Origin of the sequence: Micromonospora sp. NPDC023644, assembly GCF_040640115.1 — a bacterium.
In the GTDB taxonomy this organism is placed as follows: Bacteria; Actinomycetota; Actinomycetes; order Mycobacteriales; family Micromonosporaceae; genus Micromonospora.
Genome location: NZ_JBFABA010000032.1, coordinates 25,112 through 47,288, shown reverse-complemented (window position 1 = coordinate 47,288; position 22,177 = coordinate 25,112). Strand labels below are relative to the sequence as shown.

The following is a 22,177-nucleotide window of genomic DNA, read 5'->3' as shown; positions in this document are numbered from 1 at the left end:
TCACGCCCGCAGCGCCTCGACCGCATCGAGCAGCTGGGCCACGCCCGCCGACCGGTCGGTCAGGTGCAGCCGCACCAGCGGGCGCTTCCGCTCGGCCAGGGCCTGCCGGTCGCCGGCGGCCTGCGCCGCCTGCAACTCCCCGAAGGTGTACGGCCGGCCCGGCACCGGCAGGTCGTCGACGACCGCGCCGGTGAGCTGGAGGTAGCTGCCGACCTGCGGACCGCCCTTGTGGTACTGGCCGGTCGAGTGCAGGAACCGCGGCCCCCAACCGAAGGTGACCGGCCGCCCGGCGGCAGCGGCCAGCAGCGGCCGCAGCCGGGCCGCGTCGGCGTCGGCGAACCGGTCGAGGTACGCCATCACCGCGAGGTAGCCGTCGTCGCCCGCCCCGTCGACCAGCTGACGGAGCACGCCGGCCAGGTCGCCCGGGGCGCCCTGCGGCGCGTACACCTCGATCGCGCCCTCGGTGAACGACGGCGTCTCCGCCGGCGGACCCGAGGCGAGGATGCGGTTGGTGTTCTCCTTGGACTCGGTGACGTTGGGCTGGTTGAACGGGTCGATGCCGAGCACCACGCCGGCGATCGCGGTGGCGTACTCCCAGGCCAGGAACTGTGCGCCGAGCGGGCCGTTGACCGCCACGTCGGCGTCGACGCCGCCGCCGGGGACGGCGCCGGCGGGCAGCGCGCCGCCGTAGGTCACGGTGAGCACGTCGTCGCCGGCGGCGCCGGGGCTCTGCGGCGACTCGACGACGACCGGCAGGATGCCGACCCCGGCCTTGCCGGTGGACTCGGCGATCAGCTGCTCGGCCCAGTCGCCGAGGCCCTCGATGCCGGTGCCGTCGGAGACCAGGGCGACCTTGTCCCGGCCCATGGTGGCCGCCGCCCCGAGGGCCGCGCCGAGCGCCAGGCCCGGGTTGTCGCGGTCCCCGCCCAGCGACCGCGCCAGCGCGTCGGCCTCGTCGAGCAGTTCGGCCACCTCGACGCCGGCCAGCGCGGACGGGACCAGCCCGAACGCGGTCAGCGCGGAGTAGCGGCCGCCCACGTTCGCATCGGCGAGCACGGTGAAGGCGCCCATCTCGGCGGCGGTGGCCTCCAGCGGCGAGCCCGGGTCGGTGACGACGACGAAGTGCCGGCCGGCCTCCGCCTCGGTCATTCCCGCGTCGAGGAACGCCTGCCAGTAGGCCCGGCGGTGGCTGTCGGTCTCGACCGTCGAGCCGGACTTGCTGGCCACCACGACCACGGTGCGCTCCAGCCGGTCGGCCAGCGCCGCCCGGACCTGCCCCGGGTCGGTGGTGTCGAGCACCGTCAGCTGCTTGCCGAGGGTGCGGGCGATGACCTCGGGGGCCAGCGACGAGCCGCCCATCCCGGCGAGCACCACGTGGTCCAGGTCGGCCAGCTCCGCCTTCAGCTCGGCGAGCTGGGGGAGCAGTTCCCGGCTGCGCAGGTGGGTGTCCACCCAGCCGAGGCGGATCTTCGCCTCGGCCTGCGCGTCCGGACCCCACAGGGTGGCGTCCTTCGCGGCCAGCTTGCCCGGCACGCCGGCGTTCACCAGCGCGTCCCGGGTGGAGGCGGGGGCCGACTTGTCGACCGTGTCGGCCCCGTGCACGGAGAGCCCGGCGGCGGCCTCGACCGCCCCGGCGAGCAGATCACTCACGCGTTTCCTCCCGCCTGCTGCGCGGCCTGCGCGTTGCCCTTCGCGGCGTCGCCCGGGTGGCCGGCGCCCCGGCCCGCGGCCGACAGCGACTTGCGGACGCCGTCGAGCAGTTCCTGCCAGCTCGTCTCGAACTTCTCCACGCCCTCGCGCTCCAGGGTCTCGATGACGTCGGCCATGTCGATCCCGACCGACTCCAGGTCCGCGAAGACCTTGCGGGCCTCGTCGTAGGAGCCGGTGATGGTGTCGCCGCGGGTCTCGCCATGGTCGGCGTACGCGTGCACGACCGGCTCCGGCATGGTGTTGACCGTGCCGGGGGCGATCAGCTCCTCGACGTAGATGACGTCCCGGTAGTCCGGGTTCTTGGTCGAGGTGGAGGCCCACAGCGGCCGCTGCGGGTGGGCGCCGGCGTCGGCGAGGGCCTGCCAACGGTCGGAGGAGAACACCTCGCCGTAGCGCTCGTACGCCAGCTTGGCGTTGGCGACGGCGGCCTTGCCGCGCAGCGCCTTGGCCTCGTCGGAGCCGAGCTTCTCCAGTCGCTTGTCGACCTCGCTGTCCACGCGGGAGACGAAGAACGACGCGACCGACCCGATCTTCGACAGGTCGTGGCCGTTGGCCTTCGCCTGCTCCAGGCCGGCCAGGAACGCCTCCATCACCTGCGAGTAGCGGTCCAGCCCGAAGATCAACGTGACGTTGACGCTGATCCCCTCCGCCAGGGTGGCGGTGATCGCCGGCAGGCCGGCCTCGGTGGCCGGGATCTTGATGAAGAGGTTCGGCCGGTCGACCAGCCACCACAGCGCCTTGGCCTCGGCGACGGTCTTGTCGGTCTCGTGGGCCAGCCGCGGGTCCACCTCGATGGAGACCCGGCCGTCGACCCCGGCGCTGCGCTCGTACGACGGGTGCATCACGTCGCACGCCCACCGCACGTCGTAGGTGGTGAGCATCCGCACGGCCTCCTCGACCTCCACCCCACGGGTGGCGAGGTCGCGCAGCTGCCAGTCGTACTCGTCGGCGTCGCTCAGCGCCTTGGCGAAGATCGTCGGGTTGGTGGTCACCCCGGCCACGTGCTTCTCCCGGCGGAGCTGGTCCAGCCCGCCGGAGGACAGCCGTACCCGGGAAAGGTCGTCGAGCCAGACCGCCACGCCTGCGGCGGTGAGTTCACTCAGCCTGTCCGTCATACCGTCCACGCTCCCCTCAGTTGCCGGTCGTGAAACCGGTGATGTCGCCCATCCGGGTCAGCGCCGCGTGCGCGGCGGCCACGATCCGGTCGGGCGTGAAGCCGAACTGCTCGAAGAGCACGGAGTGCGGGGCGCTCGCGCCGTAGTGCTCCAGGCTGACGCTCTCGCCGCAGTCGCCGACGATGCCGTGCCAGGACATGCTGATGCCCGCCTCCACGCTCACCCGTGCCTTTACCCCGCGCGGCAGCACCGACTCCCGGTACGCCTCGTCCTGCTCGAAGAACCACTCCTGGCAGGGCATCGAGACGACCCGGGTCGGGGTGCCGTCGGCCTCCAGCCGCTCGCGCGCGGTCAGGCAGAGCTGCACCTCGGAGCCGGTGCCGATGAGGATCACCTGCGGCTTGGCGTTGGACGCCTCGGCGAGCACGTAGCCGCCCTTCGCCACGCCCTCGGCGCCGGCCAGGGTCGACCGGTCCAGCGTCGGCAGCGCCTGCCGGCTGAGCGCCAGCGCGGTCGGCCGGTCGGTGTGCTCCAGCGCCTGCCGCCAGGCCCAGGCCGTCTCGTTGGCGTCGGCCGGCCGGACCACGTCCAGGCCGGGGATGGCGCGCAGCGCGCTCAGGTGCTCCACCGGCTGGTGCGTCGGGCCGTCCTCGCCGAGGCCGATCGAGTCGTGCGTCCAGACGTAGACCACCGGCAGCTTCATCAGCGCGGCGAGCCGCACCGACGGGCGCATGTAGTCGCTGAACACCAGGAAGGTGCCGCCGTACGGGCGGGTGCCGCCGTGCAGCGCGATGCCGTTGAGGATCGCGCCCATGGCGTGCTCGCGGATGCCGAAGTGCAGCGTGCGGCCGTACTCGTGGCCCGGGAAGTCCTTGGTGGCGTGGACGGCTGGGACGAAGGACGGCTCGCCCTTCATGGTGGTGTTGTTGCTCTCCGCCAGGTCGGCCGAGCCGCCCCACAGCTCCGGCAGCACTCCGGCGAGCGCCTCCAGGACCTTGCCGGACGCGGCCCGGGTGGCGATGCCCTTGGCGTCGGCCGGGAACTCCGGCAGCGCCTCGGTCCAGCCGCTCGGCAGGATCCGCCCGGCCATCCGGTCGTAGAGCGCGTGGCGCTCCGGGTTGGCCTTCGCCCAGCCGTCGAACGCCGTGGTCCACTCCTGCTGGGCCCGGGCGCCGCGCTCCATCACCTGACGGGCGTGCCCGAGCATTTCCTCGTCGACCTCGAAGGTCCGCGCCGGGTCGAAGCCGAGGAGCTGCTTGGTGGCGGCCACCTCGTCGCCGCCCAGCGCCGAACCGTGGATCTTGCCGGTGTTCTTCTTGTTGGGCGCGGGCCAGCCGATGATGGTGCGCAGCGCGATGAAGGAGGGGCGGCCGGTCTCGGCCTTCGCCGCCAGCAGCGCCCGGTGGAGGGCCTCGACGTCCTCGTGGTAGTCGCCCTGGTCGGCGTCGCCGGCGCGCCAGTCGACGGTCTGCACGTGCCAGCCGTACGCCTCGTAGCGGGCGGCGACGTCCTCGCTCTTGGCGATCCGGGTGTCGTCCTCGATCGAGATCTCGTTGTCGTCGTAGATCACCGTGAGGTTGCCGAGCTGCTGGTGCCCGGCGAGCGCGCTGGCCTCGTGGCTGATGCCCTCCTCGATGTCGCCGTCGGAGACGATGCACCAGATGTCGTGGTCGAAGACCGACCGGCCCGGCTCGGCCTCCGGGTCGAACAGGCCGCGCTCGCGGCGGGCGGCCATCGCCATGCCGACCGCGTTGCCGAGGCCCTGCCCGAGCGGCCCGGTGGTGGTCTCCACGCCGGGGGTGTGTCCGTGCTCGGGGTGGCCCGGGGTGAGCGAGCCCCACTGCCGCAGCGACTCCAGGTCCTGCAGGGCCAGCGGGTAGCCGGAGAGGAAGAGCTGGATGTAGAGGGTGAGGCTGGAGTGGCCCGCGGAGAGCACGAAGCGGTCCCGGCCGGGCCAGTTCGGGTCGGCCGGGTTGTGCCGCATGACCCGATTGAAGAGCAGGTAGGCCGCGGGCGCGAGGCTCATCGCGGTGCCCGGGTGGCCGTTGCCGGATTTCTCCACGGCATCCATGGCCAGCACGCGGACGGTGTCGACGGCCCGGCGGTCGAGGTCGGACCAGTTGAGTGCGGGGTGCTCGGGTCGGTTGGCAGCCACGATGGTTGTGCTCCTCGGCAGATGGGCGGAACCCTCAGTGATGACCCTATCGAGCGGTCCTAAACGTCCGCCCAGGGATCTCTGCATGCCGGTCTGTACTGGTCGGCGCCGGTCCGTGGCCCCGCCTCGACGGTGTGACGGCCCGCACCGTTGTCGGGTCGCCCGGGCAGCCAAAACGACGACGCGTAGTCTGTGGTGCGGCGTGTGGCCCCAGTCGGGTCCGGCCGATCCGACCTCCCCTGCCGACGCCGGAAGGTGGCAATCCGTGAGCATGATCACCGAGCGCCCCGTCAGCAACTCTGCCGGGCAGCCGCCGGTGCGGACTGCGACGGAGGCGTCGGCGGTGGCCCGCCGGGACGTCCGCGCGGTGGTCGCGGCCTACGTGACGCTGACCAAGCCGCGGATCGTGGAGCTGCTCCTCGTCACCACGGTGCCGGCGATGATGCTCGCGGACGGCGGCCTGCCGTCGCTCTGGCTGGTGGCCGTGGTGCTGGTCGGCGGCTCGCTCGCCGCTGGCGCGGCCAGCGTCATCAACTGCTACATCGACCGGGACATCGACCAGCTGATGCGGCGCACCAAGCGCCGGCCGCTGCCGGCGCACACCGTGTCGCCGCGCAACGCCCTGATCTTCGGGCTGGTGCTGGCGACGGTGTCGGTCGCGATGATGGCGGCGTTCACCAACCTGCTGGCCGCCGCGCTCACGCTGGCCGCGATCGTCTACTACGACGTCGTCTACACCCTCTGGCTCAAGCGCACCACGACGGCGAACACGTTCTGGGGCGGGGCCTGCGGGGCCGCGCCGGTGCTGATCGGCTGGGCGGCGGTGACCGGGACGCTCGCCCCGGCCGCGTGGGCGCTGTTCGCGGTGGTCTTCTTCTGGCAGATGCCGCACTTCTATCCGCTGGCCATGAAGTACAAGGACGACTACGCCCGGGCCGGCATCCCGATGCTGCCGGTGGTGGCCTCGACCCGGCGGGTGAACGCCGAGATCATCGGCTTCGCCTGGTTGACCGTGGCGTCCTCGCTGGCCGTGTGGCCGCTGGGGATGAGCCTGATCTACGGCGTGCCCGCCGTGGTGGTCGGCGCCATCTTCGTGGTGGAGGCGCACAAGCTCGCCCGGCGGGTGGCGCGGGGGCAGGCCGTCAAGCCCATGCGGCTGTTCCACTGGTCGACCACCTACCTGACCATCCTCTTCGCCGCCGTCGCCCTCGACGCGCTGATCTGACGGCTCGACGCGCTCGACGCGCTGGTCCGACCGCCCTCGACGCGCTGGTCCGACGGCGCTCGACGCGGCTGGTCCGACCGTGCCGCGCTCGCCCGAGCTGACTGGGCCCGGCCCGCCGGCCTGACCGGTGCCGACCCGTCACCGGTTCCCGGCCCGGCCGGCCGTCGCGCGGCAAATCATCATCGTGTATGCCATGTCCGGTTTCTTGTTACATCGGCGACACCGTCGGCATCGGTCCGGAACCGCTCGGATGCCCCGGGCCGGCCCGGTTCGGGGCGATGCTTTGGAGTGACAAGTGCGGATAAGGCCGGGCATATCGCCTGTGGTTCTCCTTAAACCCGCGGGTAATTGGCATCACAAAAGGTTCATGGTTCTCGCCCGCCCGGGTGGAAGTCTGCTTACGCTTCCCGTCATGGCAGATGGTTCCGATACGACGCTGACGGCCGAACAGACCCCCGGGCAGGCCCCGCAGGGCCTGGTCGCCGGCCTAAAGTCGTTCGCCGCCGGTCACGGTGGGGCGAAGGCGGTCATCGAGTACGTCGGCAAGCGTGGCGCGCGCATCGTCCTCGTGGGCGAGGACGGGGTGTGGGGCGACCAGTTCGCCGACGACACCGTCGTGGCGCGGCAGGCCTGCGCGAAGGCGGGAGTCACCGTCGAGAACGCCTGGGAGCGTGAACTGATGGACCAGATGCGTCCGAGCAACGACCTCTGGCGGTCGATGGCCCGGCGCACGATGGCCCGTTGACATAAATTGACCGATCACCACCAGTCGACCCGGGGGGAACCCCGGGTCGCTTTCGTCACCTGTGCCGAACTGCCCGACCTCGACCCCGACGACCGGCTGCTGCTCGACCCGCTGGCGCGTCGCGGCGTGAGCGCCGAGGCGCTGGACTGGGCCGACCCGACCGCCGACTGGCCGGCCTACGACCTGGCGGTGCTCCGCTCGCCGTGGGACTACGCGCTGCGGCGCGACGAGTTCGTCGCCTGGGCGTCGAGGGTCCCCGCCCTGGCCAACCCGGCCGACGTGGTGCGCTGGAACACCGACAAGCGGTACCTGGCCGAGCTGTCCGCGGCCGGGGTGCCCACCGTGCCGACGTCCTGGGTCGCGCCGGGGGAGAGTTGGCTACCGCCCGCCCGCGGCGAGTACGTCGTCAAGCCGGCCGTCAGCGCGGGCAGCCGGGACACCGGCCGCTACGACCTGGCTGATCCGCGGCACCGGGAACTGGCCGTGGCGCACGTGCGACGGCTGTCGGACGCGGGGCGGCTGGCCATGGTGCAGCCGTACCTCGATGCGGTCGACACGGCGGGCGAGACGGCGCTGCTCTTCCTGGCCGGACCGGGCGGTCCGACGTTCAGCCACGCGATCCGCAAGGGCCCGATGCTGACCGGCCCGGACCTCGAGGTCACCGGGTTGTACCGGCCCGAGGAGATCACCGCCCGCACCGCCACCGCTCAACAGTTGGCGGTGGCGGAGCGGGCCCTCGCGGCGGTGCCTGGGGGGCCGGGACGGCTGCTCTACGCCCGGGTGGACCTCATCCCCGGCCCGGACGGCGCGCCGCTCCTGGTGGAGCTGGAGCTCACCGAGCCGTCGCTGTTCCTCGCCCACGCCGACGGCGCCGCCGACCGCCTGGCCGACGCGATCCTGGCCCGCCTGGGCCGCGCCGCCGGCTGACCAGCCGCCACCGGCGCCAGGGGCGGCCGGGGAGCGCTCAGGCGGCGACCGGGACGGGCCGCTCGGTGGCCGCCGGGGCCGGGGTCGACCCGACCGGGTGACGCTCGCGGGTGGACCACTGCACCGAGAGGGTGGCCAGCAGCACCAGGCAGGAACCCAGCATGTGCGCGCCCACCAGCAGCGCCGGCAGGTTCGTGAAGTACTGCACGAAGCCGATCACGCCCTGGCCAAGCTCGACCGCGACCAGCACCACCGCGGCCCGCGCGGCCCGCTGCGCGCCGACCGCGCGGAAGGCGAAGACCAGCGCCACGGACAGGCCGACCAGCAGGAAGACGCCGTCGGCGTGCACCTGGGAGATCGTCTCGGGGTCGAGCCCGTTGCGGGCGGCGCCCTGGTCGCCCGCGTGCGGGCCGCTGCCGGTCACCCAGGTGCCGATCACCAGCACGGCCGCGCCGACCACGGTGGTGAGCGCGGCCAGGGTCCGCAGCGGGGTCGGCACGACGGCCACCGCCGGGCCCGCCGGGTCCTTGATCCGCCGCCAGAGCGCGTACGCGGCCGCGATCACCAGCATCGAGGCGAGGAAGTGCAGGCCGACCACCCACGGGTTGAGGTTGGTCAGCACGGTGATGCCGCCGACGACCGCCTGGGCCGGGATGCCGAGGAGCACGGCGACCGCGAGGGGGATCAGCCTCCGGCGCCGGGGGCGGTGCAGCAGCACGGCCACCAGCACCGCCAGCGCGATGACGCCGACCGCGAAGGTGAGTAGGCGGTTGCCGAACTCGATCACCCCGTGGATGCCCATCTCCGAGGTCGTGACGTACGAGTCGTCGGTGCACCTGGGCCAGGTGGGGCAGCCGAGACCGGACGCCGTGAGCCGGACGGCCCCGCCGGTGACGACGATGCCCACGTTCGCGATGATCGAGGCGAGCGCGAGACGGCGCAGCAGGGCGGTGGAGACCGGGAACCGGACGGATCGCTTCACGGCGCAAATCCTACGCACCGTAGTGGAGCCCGATCGGGTGACTCCGTCCGTGCGGTGGTTCGGATCACCGGGACCCGGGTTTGCGGGCCCCGGGCGAATTACGTAACGTTGGCGTTGTGAAAAACGTGGCGGCGCTCTCCGAGCACCAGCCGGCGGCCGTCCCGGCCGCCGGTCAGTCCGCGTCCGTCGCGGATGTCTCCACCCGTGACCGGGTCACCCAGCTGCTGCTGGAGCGGGGCGCGACCACCGCCGCGCAGCTCGGCTCGGCCCTCGGGCTCAGCCCGGCCGCGATCCGCCGGCACCTCGACGCGATGCTCGCCGACGGTGACGTGGTCGCCCGCGACCAGACCGTCCGGGGCCACCGCGGCCGGGGCCGGCCGGCGAAGGTGTTCGTGCTGACCGCCGCGGCCCGGGTCCGCTGCGGCACCCACCACTACGACAACATGGCCACCGCCGCGCTGCGCTGGATCTCGCGCAACGGCGGCGCCGAGGCGGTCGAGGCGTTCGCCACCGACCAGGTCGCCGCGCTGGAGGCCCGCTGCCGGGCCGCCATGGAGGACGCCGGCGACGATCCGATCGCGCGGGCCGAGGCACTCGCCGGAGCGCTCACCGCCGAGGGTTACGCTGCGAACGCGTCCACGATCGCCTCCGGCGGCCAGCTCTGTCAGCACCACTGCCCGGTGGCGCACGTGGCCGCCGAGTTCCCCCAGCTGTGCGAGGCCGAGACCGCGGTGATCTCCCGCCTGGTCGGCACCCACGTGCAGCGCCTGGCCACCATCGCGCACGGCGACGGGGTGTGCACCACGCACATTCCCGCCCAGCCGGGGCGTGCCCAGTCCGGTAAGACCGTCACCACTGTGAGGACAGATAGATGACCGAGCAGATCGTCCAGCCCCTGACCCAGGAAGAGCAGCTCGCCGCGCTGGGTCGCTACGAGTACGGCTGGGCCGACCCCGACGTCGCCGGGGCGGTCGCCCAGCGTGGCCTCGACGAGGCGGTGGTGCGGGACATCTCGGCCAAGAAGAACGAGCCGGCCTGGATGCTCGACCTGCGGCTGAAGGGCCTGCGGCTGTTCGGTCGCAAGCCGATGCCGGCCTGGGGCGCCGACCTCACCGGGATCGACTTCGACAACATCAAGTACTTCGTCCGGTCCACCGAGAAGCAGGCCACCAGCTGGGAGGACCTGCCCGAGGACATCAAGAACACCTACGACCGGCTGGGCATCCCCGAGGCGGAGAAGCAGCGGCTGGTCGCCGGTGTCGCGGCGCAGTACGAGTCCGAGGTCGTCTACCACAAGATCCGCGAGGACCTCGAGGAGCAGGGTGTCGTCTTCCTGGACACCGACACCGCGCTGCGCGAGCACGAGGACGTCTTCAAGGAGTACTTCGGCACGGTGATCCCGGTCGGCGACAACAAGTTCGCCGCGCTGAACACCTCCGTGTGGTCCGGCGGCTCGTTCATCTACGTGCCGAAGGGCGTGCACGTGGAGATTCCGCTGCAGGCCTACTTCCGGATCAACACGGAGAACATGGGCCAGTTCGAGCGGACGCTGATCATCGTCGACGAGGGCGCGTACGTGCACTACGTCGAGGGCTGCACCGCGCCGCTCTACTCCTCCGACTCGCTGCACAGCGCCGTCGTGGAGATCATCGTCAAGAAGAACGCCCGGTGCCGCTACACGACCATCCAGAACTGGTCGAACAACGTCTACAACCTGGTCACCAAGCGCGCCGTCTGCCACGAGGGCGCGACCATGGAGTGGGTCGACGGCAACATCGGCTCCAAGGTCACCATGAAGTACCCGGCGGTCTACATGACCGGCGAGCACGCCAAGGGCGAGGTGCTCTCGGTGGCCATGGCCGGCGAGGGGCAGCACCAGGACGCGGGCGCCAAGATGGTGCACGCCGCCCCGCACACCTCCTCGACCATCATCTCCAAGTCGATCGCCCGGGGCGGCGGCCGCACGTCGTACCGCGGCCTGGTCCAGGTGCTGGAGGGCTCCCACAGCAGCCGCAGCACGGTCAAGTGCGACGCGCTGCTGGTCGACACGATCTCCCGCTCGGACACCTACCCGTACGTCGACATCCGCGAGGACGACGTGTCGATGGGGCACGAGGCGACCGTCTCCAAGATCAGCGACGACCAGCTCTTCTACCTGATGAGCCGGGGCCTGAGCGAGGACGAGGCGATGGCGATGATCGTGCGTGGCTTCATCGAGCCGATCGCCAAGGAGCTCCCGATGGAGTACGCCCTGGAACTCAACCGCCTGATCGAGCTCCAGATGGAGGGCGCGGTCGGCTGACCCAAGCCCGGCCGCTGCGGGGCCGCGCGGACGCCGACCCGTCTGGCCGGGCCGCGCGAACACCGACCGCCCCTCCGATCAATGACACCGTCGTCGTAGAACACACCAAGGAAGAGATGACTACCCAGGCTTCCGCGCCGCCCAGCACCAAGTCGCAGGCGCTCCGCTCGTACGACGTCGCCGACTTCCCGGCCCTGACCGGCCTGGAGGAGGAGTGGCGCTTCACCCCGCTCAAGCGGCTGCGCGGGCTCACCGCCGGGGCGCAGGCCGCCACCGGCACGGTCCGCCACGAGCACGGCGACCTGCCCGAGGGCGTCACCGTCGGGCGCATCGGCTCCGACGACCCGCGGGTGGGCAGCGTGCTCACCCCGGTCGACCGGGTCAGCGCGCTCGCCTACGGCGGGGCCGGGCAGGCGCTGCTGGTCCAGGTCGCCCGCGACGCGGTGGTGGCGGAGCCGGTGAGCCTGCGGGTGGTCGGCGAGGGCGCCGAGGGCGTGGCCTTCGGGCACACCTTCGTCGAGGTGGGCCGGTTCGCCGAGGTGACCCTGGTGGTGGAGCACGTCGGTTCGGCCACGCTGGCCGACAACGTCGAGGTGGCGGTGGCGGACGGGGCGAAGCTGACCCTGGTCACCGTCGCCGACTGGGCCGACGACGCCGTCCAGGCCCAGCACCTGCGGGTCAGGCTGGGCCGCGACGCCAAGGTGGTGCACGTCCAGGTCTCCCTCGGCGGCGACCTGGTCCGGCAGCACACCTCGGTGGAGTACACCGACCGGGGCGGCGAGGCCGAGCTGTACGGCCTCTACTTCGCCGACTCGGGGCAGCACCTGGAGCACCGCCAGCTGGTCGACCACACCGTGCCGGACTGCCGCAGCTACGTCGGCTACCGGGGTGCCCTGCAGGGCGAGAGCGCGCGCACCGTCTGGGTGGGCGACGTGCTGATCCGCGCCGAGGCGACCGGCACCGACACGTACGAGATCAACCGGAACCTGCTGCTGACCGACGGCGCGCGGGCGGACTCCGTACCCAATCTGGAGATCGAGACCGGCGAGATCGCCGGCGCCGGGCACGCGAGCGCGACCGGCCGCTTCGACGACGAGCAGCTGTTCTACCTGATGGCCCGGGGCATCCCGGAGTCCGAGGCGCGGCGCCTGGTGGTCCGCGGCTTCTTCGCCGAGCTGATCAACAAGATCCCGGTCGAGTCGCTGCGCGAGCGCCTGGGGGACGCCATCGAGGCCCGGCTCACCAAGGCCGGCGCCTGATGATCCGCCTCTGCTCCACCGAGGACGTGCCGAAGGGCACCGTGGTCAGCGCGGACGTCGACGGCACCCCGATCGCGCTGGTGCACGGCGAGGACGGCGTCTTCTACGCCGCCTACGACGAGTGCTCGCACGCCGCGGTCGCCCTCTCCGAGGGGGAGGTCTCCGGCTGCACCCTGGAATGCTGGCTGCACGGATCCCGTTTCGACCTGAGGACCGGCGAGCCGACCGGGCTGCCCGCCACCGAACCCGTTCCCGTCTATCCCGTCGAAGTCCGAGACGGCGACATCTACGTCAGTCTCACGCCGAGCAATGGAGTGACCCGATAATGAGCACCCTGGAGATCCGCGACCTGAAGGTGTCGGTCAAGCTGCCCGAGGGTGAGCTCAAGCCGATCCTGGCCGGTGTCGACCTGACCGTCCGCTCGGGCGAGACCCACGCGATCATGGGCCCGAACGGCTCCGGCAAGTCCACCCTGGCCTACTCGATCGCCGGCCACCCCAAGTACGAGATCACCGGCGGCTCGGTGACCCTCGACGGCGAGGACGTGCTGGCCCTGTCCGTGGACGAGCGGGCCCGCGCCGGCCTCTTCCTGGCCATGCAGTACCCGGTCGAGGTCCCCGGCGTCTCGGTGGCGAACTTCCTGCGTACCGCCAAGACCGCCATCGACGGCCAGGCGCCCAAGCTGCGCACCTGGGGCGGCGAGCTGCGCGGGGCCATGGAGCGCCTCCAGATGGACCCGGCGTTCGCCCAGCGCAACGTCAACGAGGGCTTCTCCGGCGGCGAGAAGAAGCGGCACGAGATCGTGCAGCTGGAGCTGCTCAAGCCGAAGATCGCCATCCTCGACGAGACCGACTCCGGCCTCGACGTGGACGCGCTGCGCGTGGTCAGCGAGGGCGTGAACCGGGTCCGCGACACCGGCGACACCGGCATGCTGCTGATCACCCACTACACCCGGATCCTGCGCTACATCAAGCCGGACTTCGTGCACGTCTTCGTCGCCGGCCGGATCGTCGAGCAGGGCGGCCCGGAGCTGGCCGACAAGCTCGAGGAAGAGGGCTACGAGCGGTACGCCGCCGGGGCCGGCGCGGCGCGGGCCTGAGTCCTCTCTGAAGAATGGGTGGGCCGGTCGACATGACTTCCATCGCGATCCCGTCGGGGATGCCGCAGTACGACGACGTGCCGCGTTACGACGTGGCGAAGGTGCGCGCCGACTTCCCGATCCTCGACCGGGAGGTCAACGGGCACCGGCTGGTCTACCTCGACAGCGCCAACACCTCGCACAAGCCGCGGCAGGTGCTCGACGTGCTCGGCGAGCACTATGCGATGCACAACGCCAACGTCTCCCGCTCGGTGCACACCCTGGGCACCGAGGCCACCGAGGCGTACGAGGGCGCGCGGGCGAAGATCGCCGCGTTCATCAACGCGCCGAGCGTGGACGAGGTGGTGTTCACCAAGAACTCCACCGAGGCGATCAACATCGTGGCGTACGCGTTCTCCAACGCGTCGCTGCGGCCCGACGCCGACCCTCGCTTCCGGCTCGGCCCCGGTGACGAGGTGGTGATCTCCGAGATGGAGCACCACTCGAACATCGTCCCGTGGCAGCTGCTCTGCGAGCGCACCGGCGCGACCCTGCGCTGGTTCCCGGTCACCGACCAGGGGCGCCTGGACGAGTCGGGGCTGGCGGACCTGGTCACCGAGCGGACGAAGATCGTCTCGCTGGTGCACATGTCCAACATCCTCGGCACGGTCAACGCCACCTCGCGGATCACCGAGCGGGTCCGCGAGGTGGGTGCGCTGCTGCTGCTCGACTGCTCCCAGTCGGTGCCGCACATGCCGATGGACGTGGTCGACTACGACGCCGACTTCATCGTCTTCACCGGGCACAAGATGTGCGGCCCGACCGGCATCGGCGTGCTCTGGGGCCGCTCCGAGCTGCTGTCGGCGATGCCGCCGGTGCTGGGCGGCGGGTCGATGATCGAGACGGTCAGCATGGCCCGGTCGACGTTCGCCGCGCCGCCGGCCCGGTTCGAGGCGGGCACCCCGCCGATCGCCGAGGCGGTCGCGCTCGGCGCGGCCGTCGACTACCTCACCGGCATCGGGATGCGGGCCATCCAGTGGCACGAGAAGGAGCTGACGGCGTACGCGCTGGACGCCCTCGCCACGGTGCCCGGCCTGCGGATCTTCGGGCCGGCCGTGCCGGTGGGCCGGGGCGGCACGATCTCGTTCGCCCTCGGCGACATCCACCCGCACGACGTCGGGCAGGTGCTCGACTCGCTCGGCGTGCAGGTGCGCGTCGGCCACCACTGCGCCAAGCCGGTGTGCACCCGGTACGGCGTGCCGGCCATGACGCGGGCCTCGTTCTACCTCTACACCACCACCGGGGAGATCGACGCCCTGGTGGCGGGCCTGGAGCAGGTGCGGAAGGTGTTCGAGTGAGCGGCGACGCAGGAGCCCGCGGATCGACGGGAGTTCAGCCTGATGCAGCTTGAATCTCTTTACCAGGAGATCATCCTGGACCACTACAAGCACCCGCACGGCCGGGGCCTGCGCGACGCGGACGCCACGGGCGCCCGGGTCGCCGAGGCGCACCACGTCAACCCGACCTGCGGTGACGAGGTGACCGTCCGGGTGGCGACCGACGGCGACGTGCTGCACGACGTCTCGTACGACGGCATGGGCTGCTCGATCAGCCAGGCGTCGGCGAGCGTGCTGCACGAACTGCTGGTGGGCCGGGGCGCGGGCGACGCGTTCCGGGTGCACGAGGCGTTCGTCGAGTTGATGTCCGGCCGTGGCCAGGTCACGCCGGACGAGGACGTGCTCGGTGACGGGGTCGCGTTCGCGGGCGTCGCCCGCTACCCCGCCCGGGTCAAGTGCGCGCTGTTGCCGTGGATGGCGTTCAAGGACGCCGCGGCACGCGCCGGCGTGGGCGTGAGCCTGACGGAGGTTGAGGCATGAGCAGCGAGGACACCGCCACCGCGGCGAACCCGGCGACCGAGGGCGCGGGCGCCCCGGTCGGGGAGGCCGCCGCGACGGCGGCCAAGGGCAAGGCCGCCGTCGCCGACATCGAGGAGGCGATGAAGGACGTCGTCGACCCCGAGCTGGGCATCAACGTGGTCGACCTCGGCCTGGTGTATGGCGTGCACGTCGGCGACGACAACGTCGCCACCCTGGACATGACGCTGACCTCGGCGGCGTGCCCGCTGACCGACGTGATCGAGGACCAGGCCCGGCAGGCGCTGACCACCGGACCGGGCGGCGGCCTGGTCGACGACATCCGGATCAACTGGGTGTGGCTGCCGCCGTGGGGGCCGGACAAGATCACCGACGAGGGGCGCGACCAGCTCCGCTCCCTCGGCTTCAACGTCTGACACGTTTCTCGTCGAGCGCGTCGCCCCTGCCGGGGCGGCGCGCTCGCTCGTTCGTGGGGAATTCGGTGGCGGGGCGGCGGGGTGCGGCCGAGGATGAGCGGGTGATCGAGACGTACCCGACGAAGACCGTTCCCGTCGCCGCGGCCACCGCCGCGTGGCGACAGCGGACCGCGTCCGGTCGCGTCCCGATCCGCCGCCGACCGTCGTGACCGGCGCGTTCCTGGCCGGTCTGGTCGCCGGCTACGGCGTGGCCATCCCGGTCGGCGCGATCGCGATCCTCATCCTCGGGCTCAGCGCCCGCACGTCGTTCCGGGTCGGCGCCGCCGCCGCGTGCGGGGTGGCGACCGCCGACGGGCTCTACGCCGCCGTGGCGGCCCTCGGCGGGGCCGCCGTCGCCGGGCTGATCGCCCCGGTCGCCGGGCCGCTGCGGCTGGCCGCGGCACTGGTGCTGCTGCTTCTCGCCGGCCACGGCGCCTGGCGCGCGCTGCGCCCCCGCGCCGCGACCGGGGCCGCCGGCGTCCGCCGGGGCATGGACACCCCGGTCCGCGCCTTCACCGGTGTGCTCGCGCTGACCCTGCTGAACCCCGCGACCGTGGTCTACTTCGCCGCGCTCGTGCTGGGCCGCACGGACCGCACCGAGCCGGGTCCGCTCGCCGCCGGCCTCTTCGTGCTCGGCGCGTTCGTCGCCTCGGCGAGCTGGCAGCTGTTGATCGCCGGCGGGGGGACCCTGGTCGGCCGGGTGCTGACCGGCCCGCGCGGTCGGCTCGTGACCGCGCTGCTCTCCAGCGCGATCATCGCCGCCCTGGCCGTGGCGATGCTGCTGCCCGACTGACCCGCCGGCGGCCCGGTGCCGTAGGTTCGGGCGTATGAGCAGCCGACCCGCAGCCGGAGGCGGCCGTTGGGTCGAGGTGGACCCGGCCCGGGCCGCCCGCTGGGTCGAGGGCTTCGCCGAGCGGCACGGCCCGCCCACCACCACCACCGTCCAGGCGTACGGGCTGCTGCTCGCCGCCGCGGACGGCGCCACCGCCGAGCTGCACACCCCGCCCGGCGCGCCGGCCGCCCCGGACGTGCCCGGCTTCGTGGCCGCGGCGACCGCACCCCGCCGGCTCGGCCTGCTGCTCGCCCGCAAGGGCGCGGTGGCGGTGGGCGTCGCGGCGGGGGAGGAACTGGTGGTCTCCAAGGTGGACACCCGCTACGTGCAGGGCCGCACCGCCGCCGGGGGTTGGTCCCAGCAGCGCTTCGCCCGGCGGCGCGACAACCAGGCGAAGGCGGCGCTGGGCGACGCGGCCGAGTTGGCCGTACGGCTGCTGCTGCCGGAGGCGTCGTCGCTGGGCGCGCTGGTCTGCGGCGGGGACCGGCGGGCGGTGGACACCGTGCTGGCCGACCGGCGGCTCGCCCCGCTGGCGGCGCTGCGCGCCGAGCGGCTGCTGGACGTCCCCGAGCCGCGGCACGCCGTGCTCGTCGCCGCCATCGCGGCGGCCCGGGCGGTCCGGATCCTGGTCCGCGACCCGGCCTGACCCTCCCGGGCGGTCCGGATCCTGGCCCGTGCACCGGGGACACGACGGCGGCCGGCGGGCGCTCGCCCACCGGCCGCCGAGGGACGGTTCCCGTGCCGGTCAGAGGCTGCCGCGGAAGGTGTCGCAGGACTTCGGGTCGCCGGTGGAGTAGCCCCGGGTGAACCACTCCTTGCGCTGGGCGGAGGAGCCGTGGGTGAACTCGTCCGGGTTCACCGGCCGGTTGGCCCGCTCGGAGATGGCGTCGTCACCGATCTTCTCGGCGGCGTCGATGGCCTGCTGGATGTCCTGCTCGCTGATGCTGGTGAAGATCTTCTGGCCGCTCGCGTCGGCGGTGCCGGTGGCGTTCTTCGCCCAGGCGCCGGCGTAGCAGTCGGCCTGCAACTCCAGCTTGACCGAGAGCTCGTTGGCGCTGTCCGGGTCGCGCTGCTGCTGGCGGCGCATCTGGGCCTCGGTGCCGAGGAGGTCCTGCACGTGGTGGCCGTACTCGTGGGCGAGCACGTAGGGCTGGGCGAACTCACCGGAGGCGCCGAGCTGCTGGGCGAGCACCTGGTAGAAGGTGAGGTCGATGTAGACGAGGTCGTCGGCGGGGCAGTAGAACGGGCCGACGCCGGAGTCGGCCTGCCCGCAGGCGGTGTTGACGCCCTGGCTGAAGAACACCGTCCGGGACGGGCGGTACTGCTCGCCGAACGCCTCGGGCAGGGCCTTCTGCCAGTACGCCTGGATGGAGTTGACGTAGAGCGCGTTGCGGCAGTCGAGCTGCTGGAGCGCGTCCTCGGCCGAGCACTTCTGCTCCAGCGACGCGTTGTCGCCCTGCGGCTCGTCGCCGCCGTTGGTGGCCGCGTTCAGGCCGAAGCCGCCGCCGACGAGCGCGACGAGCACGGCGATGACGAGGCCGACGATGCCGCCCCGGCCGCCGCCGATCGGGATGGGGATGCCGCCCAGCCCGCCGCCCCCGCCGGACCCTCGCCGGTCGTCCACCTGGCCGGTGTCGATCCGCGCGTTCTCGTTCAGCTCCATGTCTACCCCGATCACCGATTTGATCCGTTTTGGTGGTTGCGGTACCGGACCGGGTCCGGACTGCGTTTCGGTACCCGATGATCTTGGTCGGTAATCCGGCGGGGCGCCCGCGCGGCGCCCGGTACACTTGGTCCCGTGCTGCTCTGCGAAGGCTGAACCGCCCCGCGCCGACGGGCCTCGTGCTCGCCGGCGCTTTCGCGTGCCCTGAGTCAGCCCTTCCAGACCCCGAGAGCGAGTCCTCCGACATGATCACTGCCACCGGCCTGGAGCTGCGCGCCGGCGCCCGCATCCTGCTGTCCGACACCACGCTGCGGGTGCAGCCGGGTGACCGGATCGGCCTGGTCGGCCGCAACGGCGCCGGCAAGACCACCACGCTGAAGGTGCTCGCCGGCGAGGGTCAGCCGTACGCCGGCCAGATCGACCGGCGCAGCGCCATCGGCTACCTCCCGCAGGACCCCCGGACCGGCGACCTGGAGGTCACCGGCCGCGACCGGGTGCTCTCCGCCCGCGGCCTGGACGTGCTGATGGCCCAGATGAAGGAGATCGAGACCAAGCTCGCCGACGGCGCCGACGACAAGCTGGTCCGTCGCTACGGCGCGCTGGAGGACCAGTTCGCCTCCCTCGGCGGGTACGCGGCCGAGGCCGAGGCCGCCCGGATCTGCGCCAACCTCGGCCTGCCGGACCGGGCGCTGGCCCAGACCATCGGCACGCTCTCCGGCGGTCAGCGCCGCCGCATCGAGCTGGCCCGGATCCTGTTCCGCGACGCCGGCGAGAACGGCGGCGGCATCCTGCTGCTCGACGAGCCGACCAACCACCTCGACGCCGACTCGATCACCTGGCTGCGCAGCTTCCTCGCCAACCACAAGGGCGGCCTGATCGTGATCTCCCACGACGGCTCGCTGCTGGAGTCGGTGGTCAACAAGGTGTGGTTCCTCGACGCCACCCGCTCCGTGGTCGACGTCTACAACCTGGGCTGGAAGGCGTACCTGGAGGCCCGCGAGACCGACGAGCGGCGTCGCCGCCGGGAGCGGGCCAACGCCGAGAAGAAGGCCGGCGCGCTGATGGCGCAGGCCGACAAGATGCGGGCCAAGGCCACCAAGACGGTCGCCGCGCAGAACATGGCCCGGCGGGCCGAGAAGCTGATCTCCGGCCTGGAGGAGGTACGCGTCGCCGACCGGGTGGCGAAGGTGCGCTTCCCGAACCCGGCCCCGTGCGGCAAGACCCCGCTCACCGCGACCGGCCTGTCGAAGTCGTACGGCTCGCTGGAGATCTTCACCGACGTGAACGTGGCGGTCGACCGGGGCTCCCGGGTGGCCATCCTGGGGCTCAACGGCGCCGGCAAGACGACCCTGCTGCGGATGCTCGGCGGCCTGCTGGAGCCGGACACCGGCGAGGTGCACGCCGGGCACGGCCTGCGGCTCGGCTACTACGCGCAGGAGCACGAGACGCTCGACGTGGACCGGACGGTGCTGGAGCACATGCGCAGCGCCGCCATCGAGCAGACCGACACCGACCTGCGCAAGATCCTCGGTGCGTTCCTGTTCTCCGGCGACGACGTGGACAAGCCGGCCGGGGTGCTCTCCGGCGGCGAGAAGACCCGGCTCGCGCTGGCCACCCTGGTCTGCTCCGGGGCGAACGTGCTGCTGCTCGACGAGCCGACGAACAACCTCGACCCGGTCAGCCGGGAGCAGGTGCTCGACGCCATCGCCCGCTACCCGGGTGCGATCGTGCTGGTCACCCACGATCCCGGCGCGGTCATGGCGCTGAAGCCGGACCGCGCCATCCTGCTGCCCGACGGCGACGAGGACGCCTGGAGCGACGACCTGCTCGAACTGGTCGAGCTGGCCTGAGCGGACCGCAGCGCCGCCCGCCGGCTCCCGGTCCCTGCGCGGTCAGCCCGCCGGCCCGGTCCCGGCGCGGTCAGCCCGCCGGCCCTGGTCCCGGCGTGGCGGCGCGCGTCGGCGTGGTCAGCGCAGCAGGCCGAGCGCGTGGGGGAGGACGCCCGAGGTGGCCAGGATGACCACGCCGATGGCGATGAAGACGGCCGGGACGAGCCGGGGGCCGACGCGGCCGACCAGCCGGACCACCCGGGGGTGGCCGCCCAGCCAGGCCCCCGCGGCGCACCACAGCGCGATGAGCACCACGAAGACCAGCAGGAACACCGCGCTGTCGGCCGGGCCGAGCGCCCGGAACACCGGCACGTAGACGGCGATGTTGTCGGCGCCGTTGGCGATCGTCACCCCGGCCACCCCGAGCGCCGAGCCGACCACCGCCGGGGCGTCGTCGGCGTCGTGGTGGAGCAGCGCGCGTACGCCGAGGGCGACCGGCAGCAGGCCGAGCAGCCCGGTCCACGGCTCGGGCACCACCAGCAGCCCGGCCGCGACCACCGCGCTGGCCAGCGCGAGCGCGCCGATGCCCAGGTACTGCCCGGCGACGATCTGCCAGGTGCGGGGCCGGCCGGTGGTGCGGGCGGCGACGAAGAACAGCGTCAGGACGACGATGTCGTCGATGTCGGTGGCGGCGAACACCACGGCGGCGCCGGCCGCGGTGCCCAACAGGTCGATCACGCCAGCAGGGTACGGCGCGACCGCCCACCCCGCCCCGCGCGGAGGGCCGGGTGGGCCCCCGCTCGCGTCGGGAGGGTCACTCTATCGGGAAGCTGACATTGCATAGCGTGTCGGTTGGCGAAGAGTTGATATCTGGCGCATGATCGTTCGAGGCGGTCTAATAGGTGGGACCGTATCCGAACCGCACAGTCTGGGACGTGAGGACACAGCATGGCAGCCACGGGCACAGCCACCAGCACTGAGAAGGGTCGCCGGATCGTCGGAGCCGAGCGTCAGACGCTCGCCAAGGACCTGGTAAAGCGGTACACCTCGGGTGAGAGCATCCGCGCGCTCGCGGCCTCGACCGGCCGTTCCTACGGGTTCATCCACCGGGTGCTCACCGAGTCCGGGGTTCAGCTGCGGCAGCGTGGCGGCGCCCGTCGCCGCAAGAAGGCGTGACCCGCCCACCAGCGTTGTCCGTCAGCGCCGCTCCCCGGGTCGCCCGGTGACCGCCGAGGCGACCGGGGTCCGGCTGGAATGCGACGGGCCGGTCGCGACGGTCACGTTGTGCCGGCCCGACGTGCTCAACGCGCAGACCCCGGCGATGTGGCGCGCGATGAGCGACTTCTCCCGGGACCTCCCCGGCGACGTACGCGTCGTCGTCGTGCGCGGCGAGGGGCGGGCGTTCTCCGCCGGCCTCGACCTGTCGGTGGCCGGCGCCTCCGGCCCGGGGTCGTTCGCCGAGCTGGCCACCCTGCCCGAGCAGGAGTGCGCCGACCGGATCGCTGAATACCAGGGCGGCTTCAATTGGCTGCACCGCCCCGACGTCGTCTCCGTCGCCGCCGTGCAGGGGCACGCGATCGGCGCCGGCTTCCAGCTGGCGCTCGCCTGCGACCTGCGCGTGCTCGCCGAGGACGCGAAGCTCTCCATGGCCGAGGTGACGCTCGGCCTGGTCCCGGATCTCGCCGGCACCGGCCGCCTGGTCGACCTGGTCGGCTACAGCCGCGCGCTGGAGATCTGCGCGACCGGTCGGCGGATGGACGCCGCCGAGGCGGACCGGATCGGCCTGGCCACCCTGGTCGTGCCGAACGCCGAGCTGGACGCCGCGGTGCGTGACCTGACCGCCGGGCTGCTGGCCAACGACCGCAACGCGGTGGTGGAGATCAAGGCCCTGCTGGCCGGCGCGACCGGCCGGTCCGCCGCCGACCAGCAGCGGGCCGAGCGGGAGGCGCAGACGCGCCGGCTGCGCGATCTCGCCGGGCGGGGAGAATAGAATAGTAAGGACCGTTCGGGAAGATCAGGGTTACGG

Annotated in this window: 22 protein-coding genes; 16 read left to right on the top strand and 6 right to left on the bottom strand. The window is 72.5% G+C overall.

Annotated elements, in window-relative coordinates; genetic code table 11:
• Genes AB0G08_RS21070 through tkt form a run of 3 tightly spaced genes read right to left on the bottom strand, consistent with a single transcriptional unit; the run spans window position 1 to window position 4,980 of the window.
• Window positions 1-1,650, bottom strand: coding sequence for a glucose-6-phosphate isomerase (locus AB0G08_RS21070; protein WP_358090437.1), 1,650 nt, complete (start codon window positions 1,648-1,650; stop codon window positions 1-3).
• Window positions 1,647-2,825 (bottom strand): transaldolase, encoded by a 1,179-nt coding sequence (tal, locus tag AB0G08_RS21065; RefSeq protein WP_358090434.1) that lies wholly within the window; start codon window positions 2,823-2,825, stop codon window positions 1,647-1,649. The genes AB0G08_RS21070 and tal overlap by 4 nt, the downstream gene beginning before the upstream one ends.
• 16 nt (window positions 2,826-2,841) lie before the next feature.
• Window positions 2,842-4,980: a transketolase gene (tkt, locus tag AB0G08_RS21060; protein ID WP_358090431.1), complete on the bottom strand. Its 2,139-nt coding sequence runs from the start codon at window positions 4,978-4,980 to the stop codon at window positions 2,842-2,844.
• Window positions 4,981-5,245: 265 nt separating this feature from the next.
• On the opposite strand from tkt, the gene AB0G08_RS21055 reads away from it, so the two are divergent.
• From AB0G08_RS21055 to AB0G08_RS21045, 3 genes are all read left to right on the top strand, one after another.
• Window positions 5,246-6,205: a heme o synthase gene (locus AB0G08_RS21055; RefSeq protein ID WP_358090429.1), complete on the top strand. Its 960-nt coding sequence runs from the start codon at window positions 5,246-5,248 to the stop codon at window positions 6,203-6,205.
• 412 nt (window positions 6,206-6,617) lie between these two features.
• Entirely contained in the window at window positions 6,618-6,950 is a 333-nt protein-coding gene (locus AB0G08_RS21050) for a hypothetical protein (protein WP_358090426.1), read from the top strand.
• 6 nt (window positions 6,951-6,956) lie between these two features.
• The gene (locus tag AB0G08_RS21045) at window positions 6,957-7,877 is read left to right on the top strand and encodes a hypothetical protein (protein ID WP_358090423.1); all 921 of its coding nucleotides are present in this window, start codon (window positions 6,957-6,959) and stop codon (window positions 7,875-7,877) included.
• Window positions 7,878-7,914: 37 nt separating this feature from the next.
• Here AB0G08_RS21045 and AB0G08_RS21040 read toward each other — a convergent pair whose 3' ends face one another.
• A complete protein-coding gene (locus AB0G08_RS21040) occupies window positions 7,915-8,877 on the bottom strand; it encodes a COX15/CtaA family protein (protein ID WP_358090420.1) in 963 nt (320 codons plus the stop codon).
• Between the two features lie 98 nt (window positions 8,878-8,975).
• Here AB0G08_RS21040 and AB0G08_RS21035 point away from each other — a divergent pair, with 98 nt between their 5' ends.
• The 10 genes from AB0G08_RS21035 to AB0G08_RS20990 all read left to right on the top strand — a co-directional run bounded on the left by AB0G08_RS21035 (window position 8,976) and on the right by AB0G08_RS20990 (window position 17,305).
• Window positions 8,976-9,734, top strand: coding sequence for an HTH domain-containing protein (locus AB0G08_RS21035; protein WP_358090417.1), 759 nt, complete (start codon window positions 8,976-8,978; stop codon window positions 9,732-9,734).
• Window positions 9,731-11,161 carry a Fe-S cluster assembly protein SufB gene (gene sufB, locus AB0G08_RS21030; protein ID WP_088999372.1) on the top strand — a complete coding sequence of 477 codons (1,431 nt, stop codon included), beginning with the start codon at window positions 9,731-9,733 and terminating at the stop codon, window positions 11,159-11,161. Before AB0G08_RS21035 ends, sufB begins: the two co-directional genes overlap by 4 nt.
• 116 nt (window positions 11,162-11,277) lie before the next feature.
• Window positions 11,278-12,420, top strand: a complete 1,143-nt coding sequence (gene sufD, locus AB0G08_RS21025) for a Fe-S cluster assembly protein SufD (protein WP_358090414.1) — start codon at window positions 11,278-11,280, stop codon at window positions 12,418-12,420.
• Complete coding sequence (locus AB0G08_RS21020; protein ID WP_358090412.1) at window positions 12,420-12,746, top strand: non-heme iron oxygenase ferredoxin subunit; 327 nt, start codon at window positions 12,420-12,422, stop codon at window positions 12,744-12,746. The genes sufD and AB0G08_RS21020 overlap by 1 nt, the downstream gene beginning before the upstream one ends.
• Window positions 12,746-13,519: a Fe-S cluster assembly ATPase SufC gene (gene sufC, locus AB0G08_RS21015; protein WP_121400692.1), complete on the top strand. Its 774-nt coding sequence runs from the start codon at window positions 12,746-12,748 to the stop codon at window positions 13,517-13,519. Before AB0G08_RS21020 ends, sufC begins: the two co-directional genes overlap by 1 nt.
• 32 nt (window positions 13,520-13,551) lie before the next feature.
• Complete coding sequence (locus AB0G08_RS21010) at window positions 13,552-14,856, top strand: cysteine desulfurase (protein WP_358090409.1); 1,305 nt, start codon at window positions 13,552-13,554, stop codon at window positions 14,854-14,856.
• 42 nt (window positions 14,857-14,898) lie between these two features.
• Complete coding sequence (sufU, locus tag AB0G08_RS21005) at window positions 14,899-15,375, top strand: Fe-S cluster assembly sulfur transfer protein SufU (protein ID WP_358090407.1); 477 nt, start codon at window positions 14,899-14,901, stop codon at window positions 15,373-15,375.
• Window positions 15,372-15,788 (top strand): metal-sulfur cluster assembly factor, encoded by a 417-nt coding sequence (locus AB0G08_RS21000; RefSeq protein ID WP_358090404.1) that lies wholly within the window; start codon window positions 15,372-15,374, stop codon window positions 15,786-15,788. Before sufU ends, AB0G08_RS21000 begins: the two co-directional genes overlap by 4 nt.
• Before the next feature lie 205 nt (window positions 15,789-15,993).
• A complete protein-coding gene (locus tag AB0G08_RS20995; RefSeq protein WP_358090401.1) occupies window positions 15,994-16,620 on the top strand; it encodes a LysE family transporter in 627 nt (208 codons plus the stop codon).
• A gap of 34 nt (window positions 16,621-16,654) precedes the next feature.
• Window positions 16,655-17,305: an acVLRF1 family peptidyl-tRNA hydrolase gene (locus AB0G08_RS20990; RefSeq protein WP_358090399.1), complete on the top strand. Its 651-nt coding sequence runs from the start codon at window positions 16,655-16,657 to the stop codon at window positions 17,303-17,305.
• A 99-nt stretch (window positions 17,306-17,404) separates the two neighbouring features.
• Here the strand turns inward: AB0G08_RS20990 and AB0G08_RS20985 are convergent, their stop codons facing one another.
• Window positions 17,405-18,322, bottom strand: coding sequence for a neutral zinc metallopeptidase (locus AB0G08_RS20985; RefSeq protein ID WP_358090473.1), 918 nt, complete (start codon window positions 18,320-18,322; stop codon window positions 17,405-17,407).
• 245 nt (window positions 18,323-18,567) lie between these two features.
• Between AB0G08_RS20985 and AB0G08_RS20980 the strand changes: the two genes are divergently transcribed.
• A complete protein-coding gene (locus AB0G08_RS20980) occupies window positions 18,568-20,172 on the top strand; it encodes an ABC-F family ATP-binding cassette domain-containing protein (RefSeq protein ID WP_358090397.1) in 1,605 nt (534 codons plus the stop codon).
• A 117-nt stretch (window positions 20,173-20,289) separates the two neighbouring features.
• Here the strand turns inward: AB0G08_RS20980 and AB0G08_RS20975 are convergent, their stop codons facing one another.
• A complete protein-coding gene (locus tag AB0G08_RS20975) occupies window positions 20,290-20,889 on the bottom strand; it encodes a cadmium resistance transporter (RefSeq protein WP_358090394.1) in 600 nt (199 codons plus the stop codon).
• 210 nt (window positions 20,890-21,099) lie between these two features.
• On the opposite strand from AB0G08_RS20975, the gene AB0G08_RS20970 reads away from it, so the two are divergent.
• Together AB0G08_RS20970 and AB0G08_RS20965 are read left to right on the top strand one after the other, a co-directional pair.
• Window positions 21,100-21,327 carry a helix-turn-helix domain-containing protein gene (locus AB0G08_RS20970; protein ID WP_007462679.1) on the top strand — a complete coding sequence of 76 codons (228 nt, stop codon included), beginning with the start codon at window positions 21,100-21,102 and terminating at the stop codon, window positions 21,325-21,327.
• A gap of 46 nt (window positions 21,328-21,373) precedes the next feature.
• Window positions 21,374-22,141, top strand: coding sequence for an enoyl-CoA hydratase/isomerase family protein (locus tag AB0G08_RS20965; protein ID WP_358090391.1), 768 nt, complete (start codon window positions 21,374-21,376; stop codon window positions 22,139-22,141).
• Window positions 22,142-22,177: the final 36 nt, after the last annotated feature.

Coding starts and splice junctions, on each gene's coding strand:
- AB0G08_RS20990 (WP_358090399.1), top strand. CDS start 16,655: ATGAGCAGCCGACCCGCAGCCGGAGGCGGCCGTTGGGTCGAGGTGGAC.
- AB0G08_RS20970 (WP_007462679.1), top strand. CDS start 21,100: ATGGCAGCCACGGGCACAGCCACCAGCACTGAGAAGGGTCGCCGGATC.
- sufB (WP_088999372.1), top strand. CDS start 9,731: ATGACCGAGCAGATCGTCCAGCCCCTGACCCAGGAAGAGCAGCTCGCC.
- tal (WP_358090434.1), bottom strand. CDS start 2,825: ATGACGGACAGGCTGAGTGAACTCACCGCCGCAGGCGTGGCGGTCTGG.
- AB0G08_RS21000 (WP_358090404.1), top strand. CDS start 15,372: ATGAGCAGCGAGGACACCGCCACCGCGGCGAACCCGGCGACCGAGGGC.
- AB0G08_RS21050 (WP_358090426.1), top strand. CDS start 6,618: ATGGCAGATGGTTCCGATACGACGCTGACGGCCGAACAGACCCCCGGG.
- sufD (WP_358090414.1), top strand. CDS start 11,278: ATGACTACCCAGGCTTCCGCGCCGCCCAGCACCAAGTCGCAGGCGCTC.
- AB0G08_RS20980 (WP_358090397.1), top strand. CDS start 18,568: ATGATCACTGCCACCGGCCTGGAGCTGCGCGCCGGCGCCCGCATCCTG.
- AB0G08_RS21020 (WP_358090412.1), top strand. CDS start 12,420: ATGATCCGCCTCTGCTCCACCGAGGACGTGCCGAAGGGCACCGTGGTC.
- AB0G08_RS20985 (WP_358090473.1), bottom strand. CDS start 18,322: ATGGAGCTGAACGAGAACGCGCGGATCGACACCGGCCAGGTGGACGAC.
- sufC (WP_121400692.1), top strand. CDS start 12,746: ATGAGCACCCTGGAGATCCGCGACCTGAAGGTGTCGGTCAAGCTGCCC.
- AB0G08_RS21010 (WP_358090409.1), top strand. CDS start 13,552: ATGACTTCCATCGCGATCCCGTCGGGGATGCCGCAGTACGACGACGTG.
- sufU (WP_358090407.1), top strand. CDS start 14,899: ATGCAGCTTGAATCTCTTTACCAGGAGATCATCCTGGACCACTACAAG.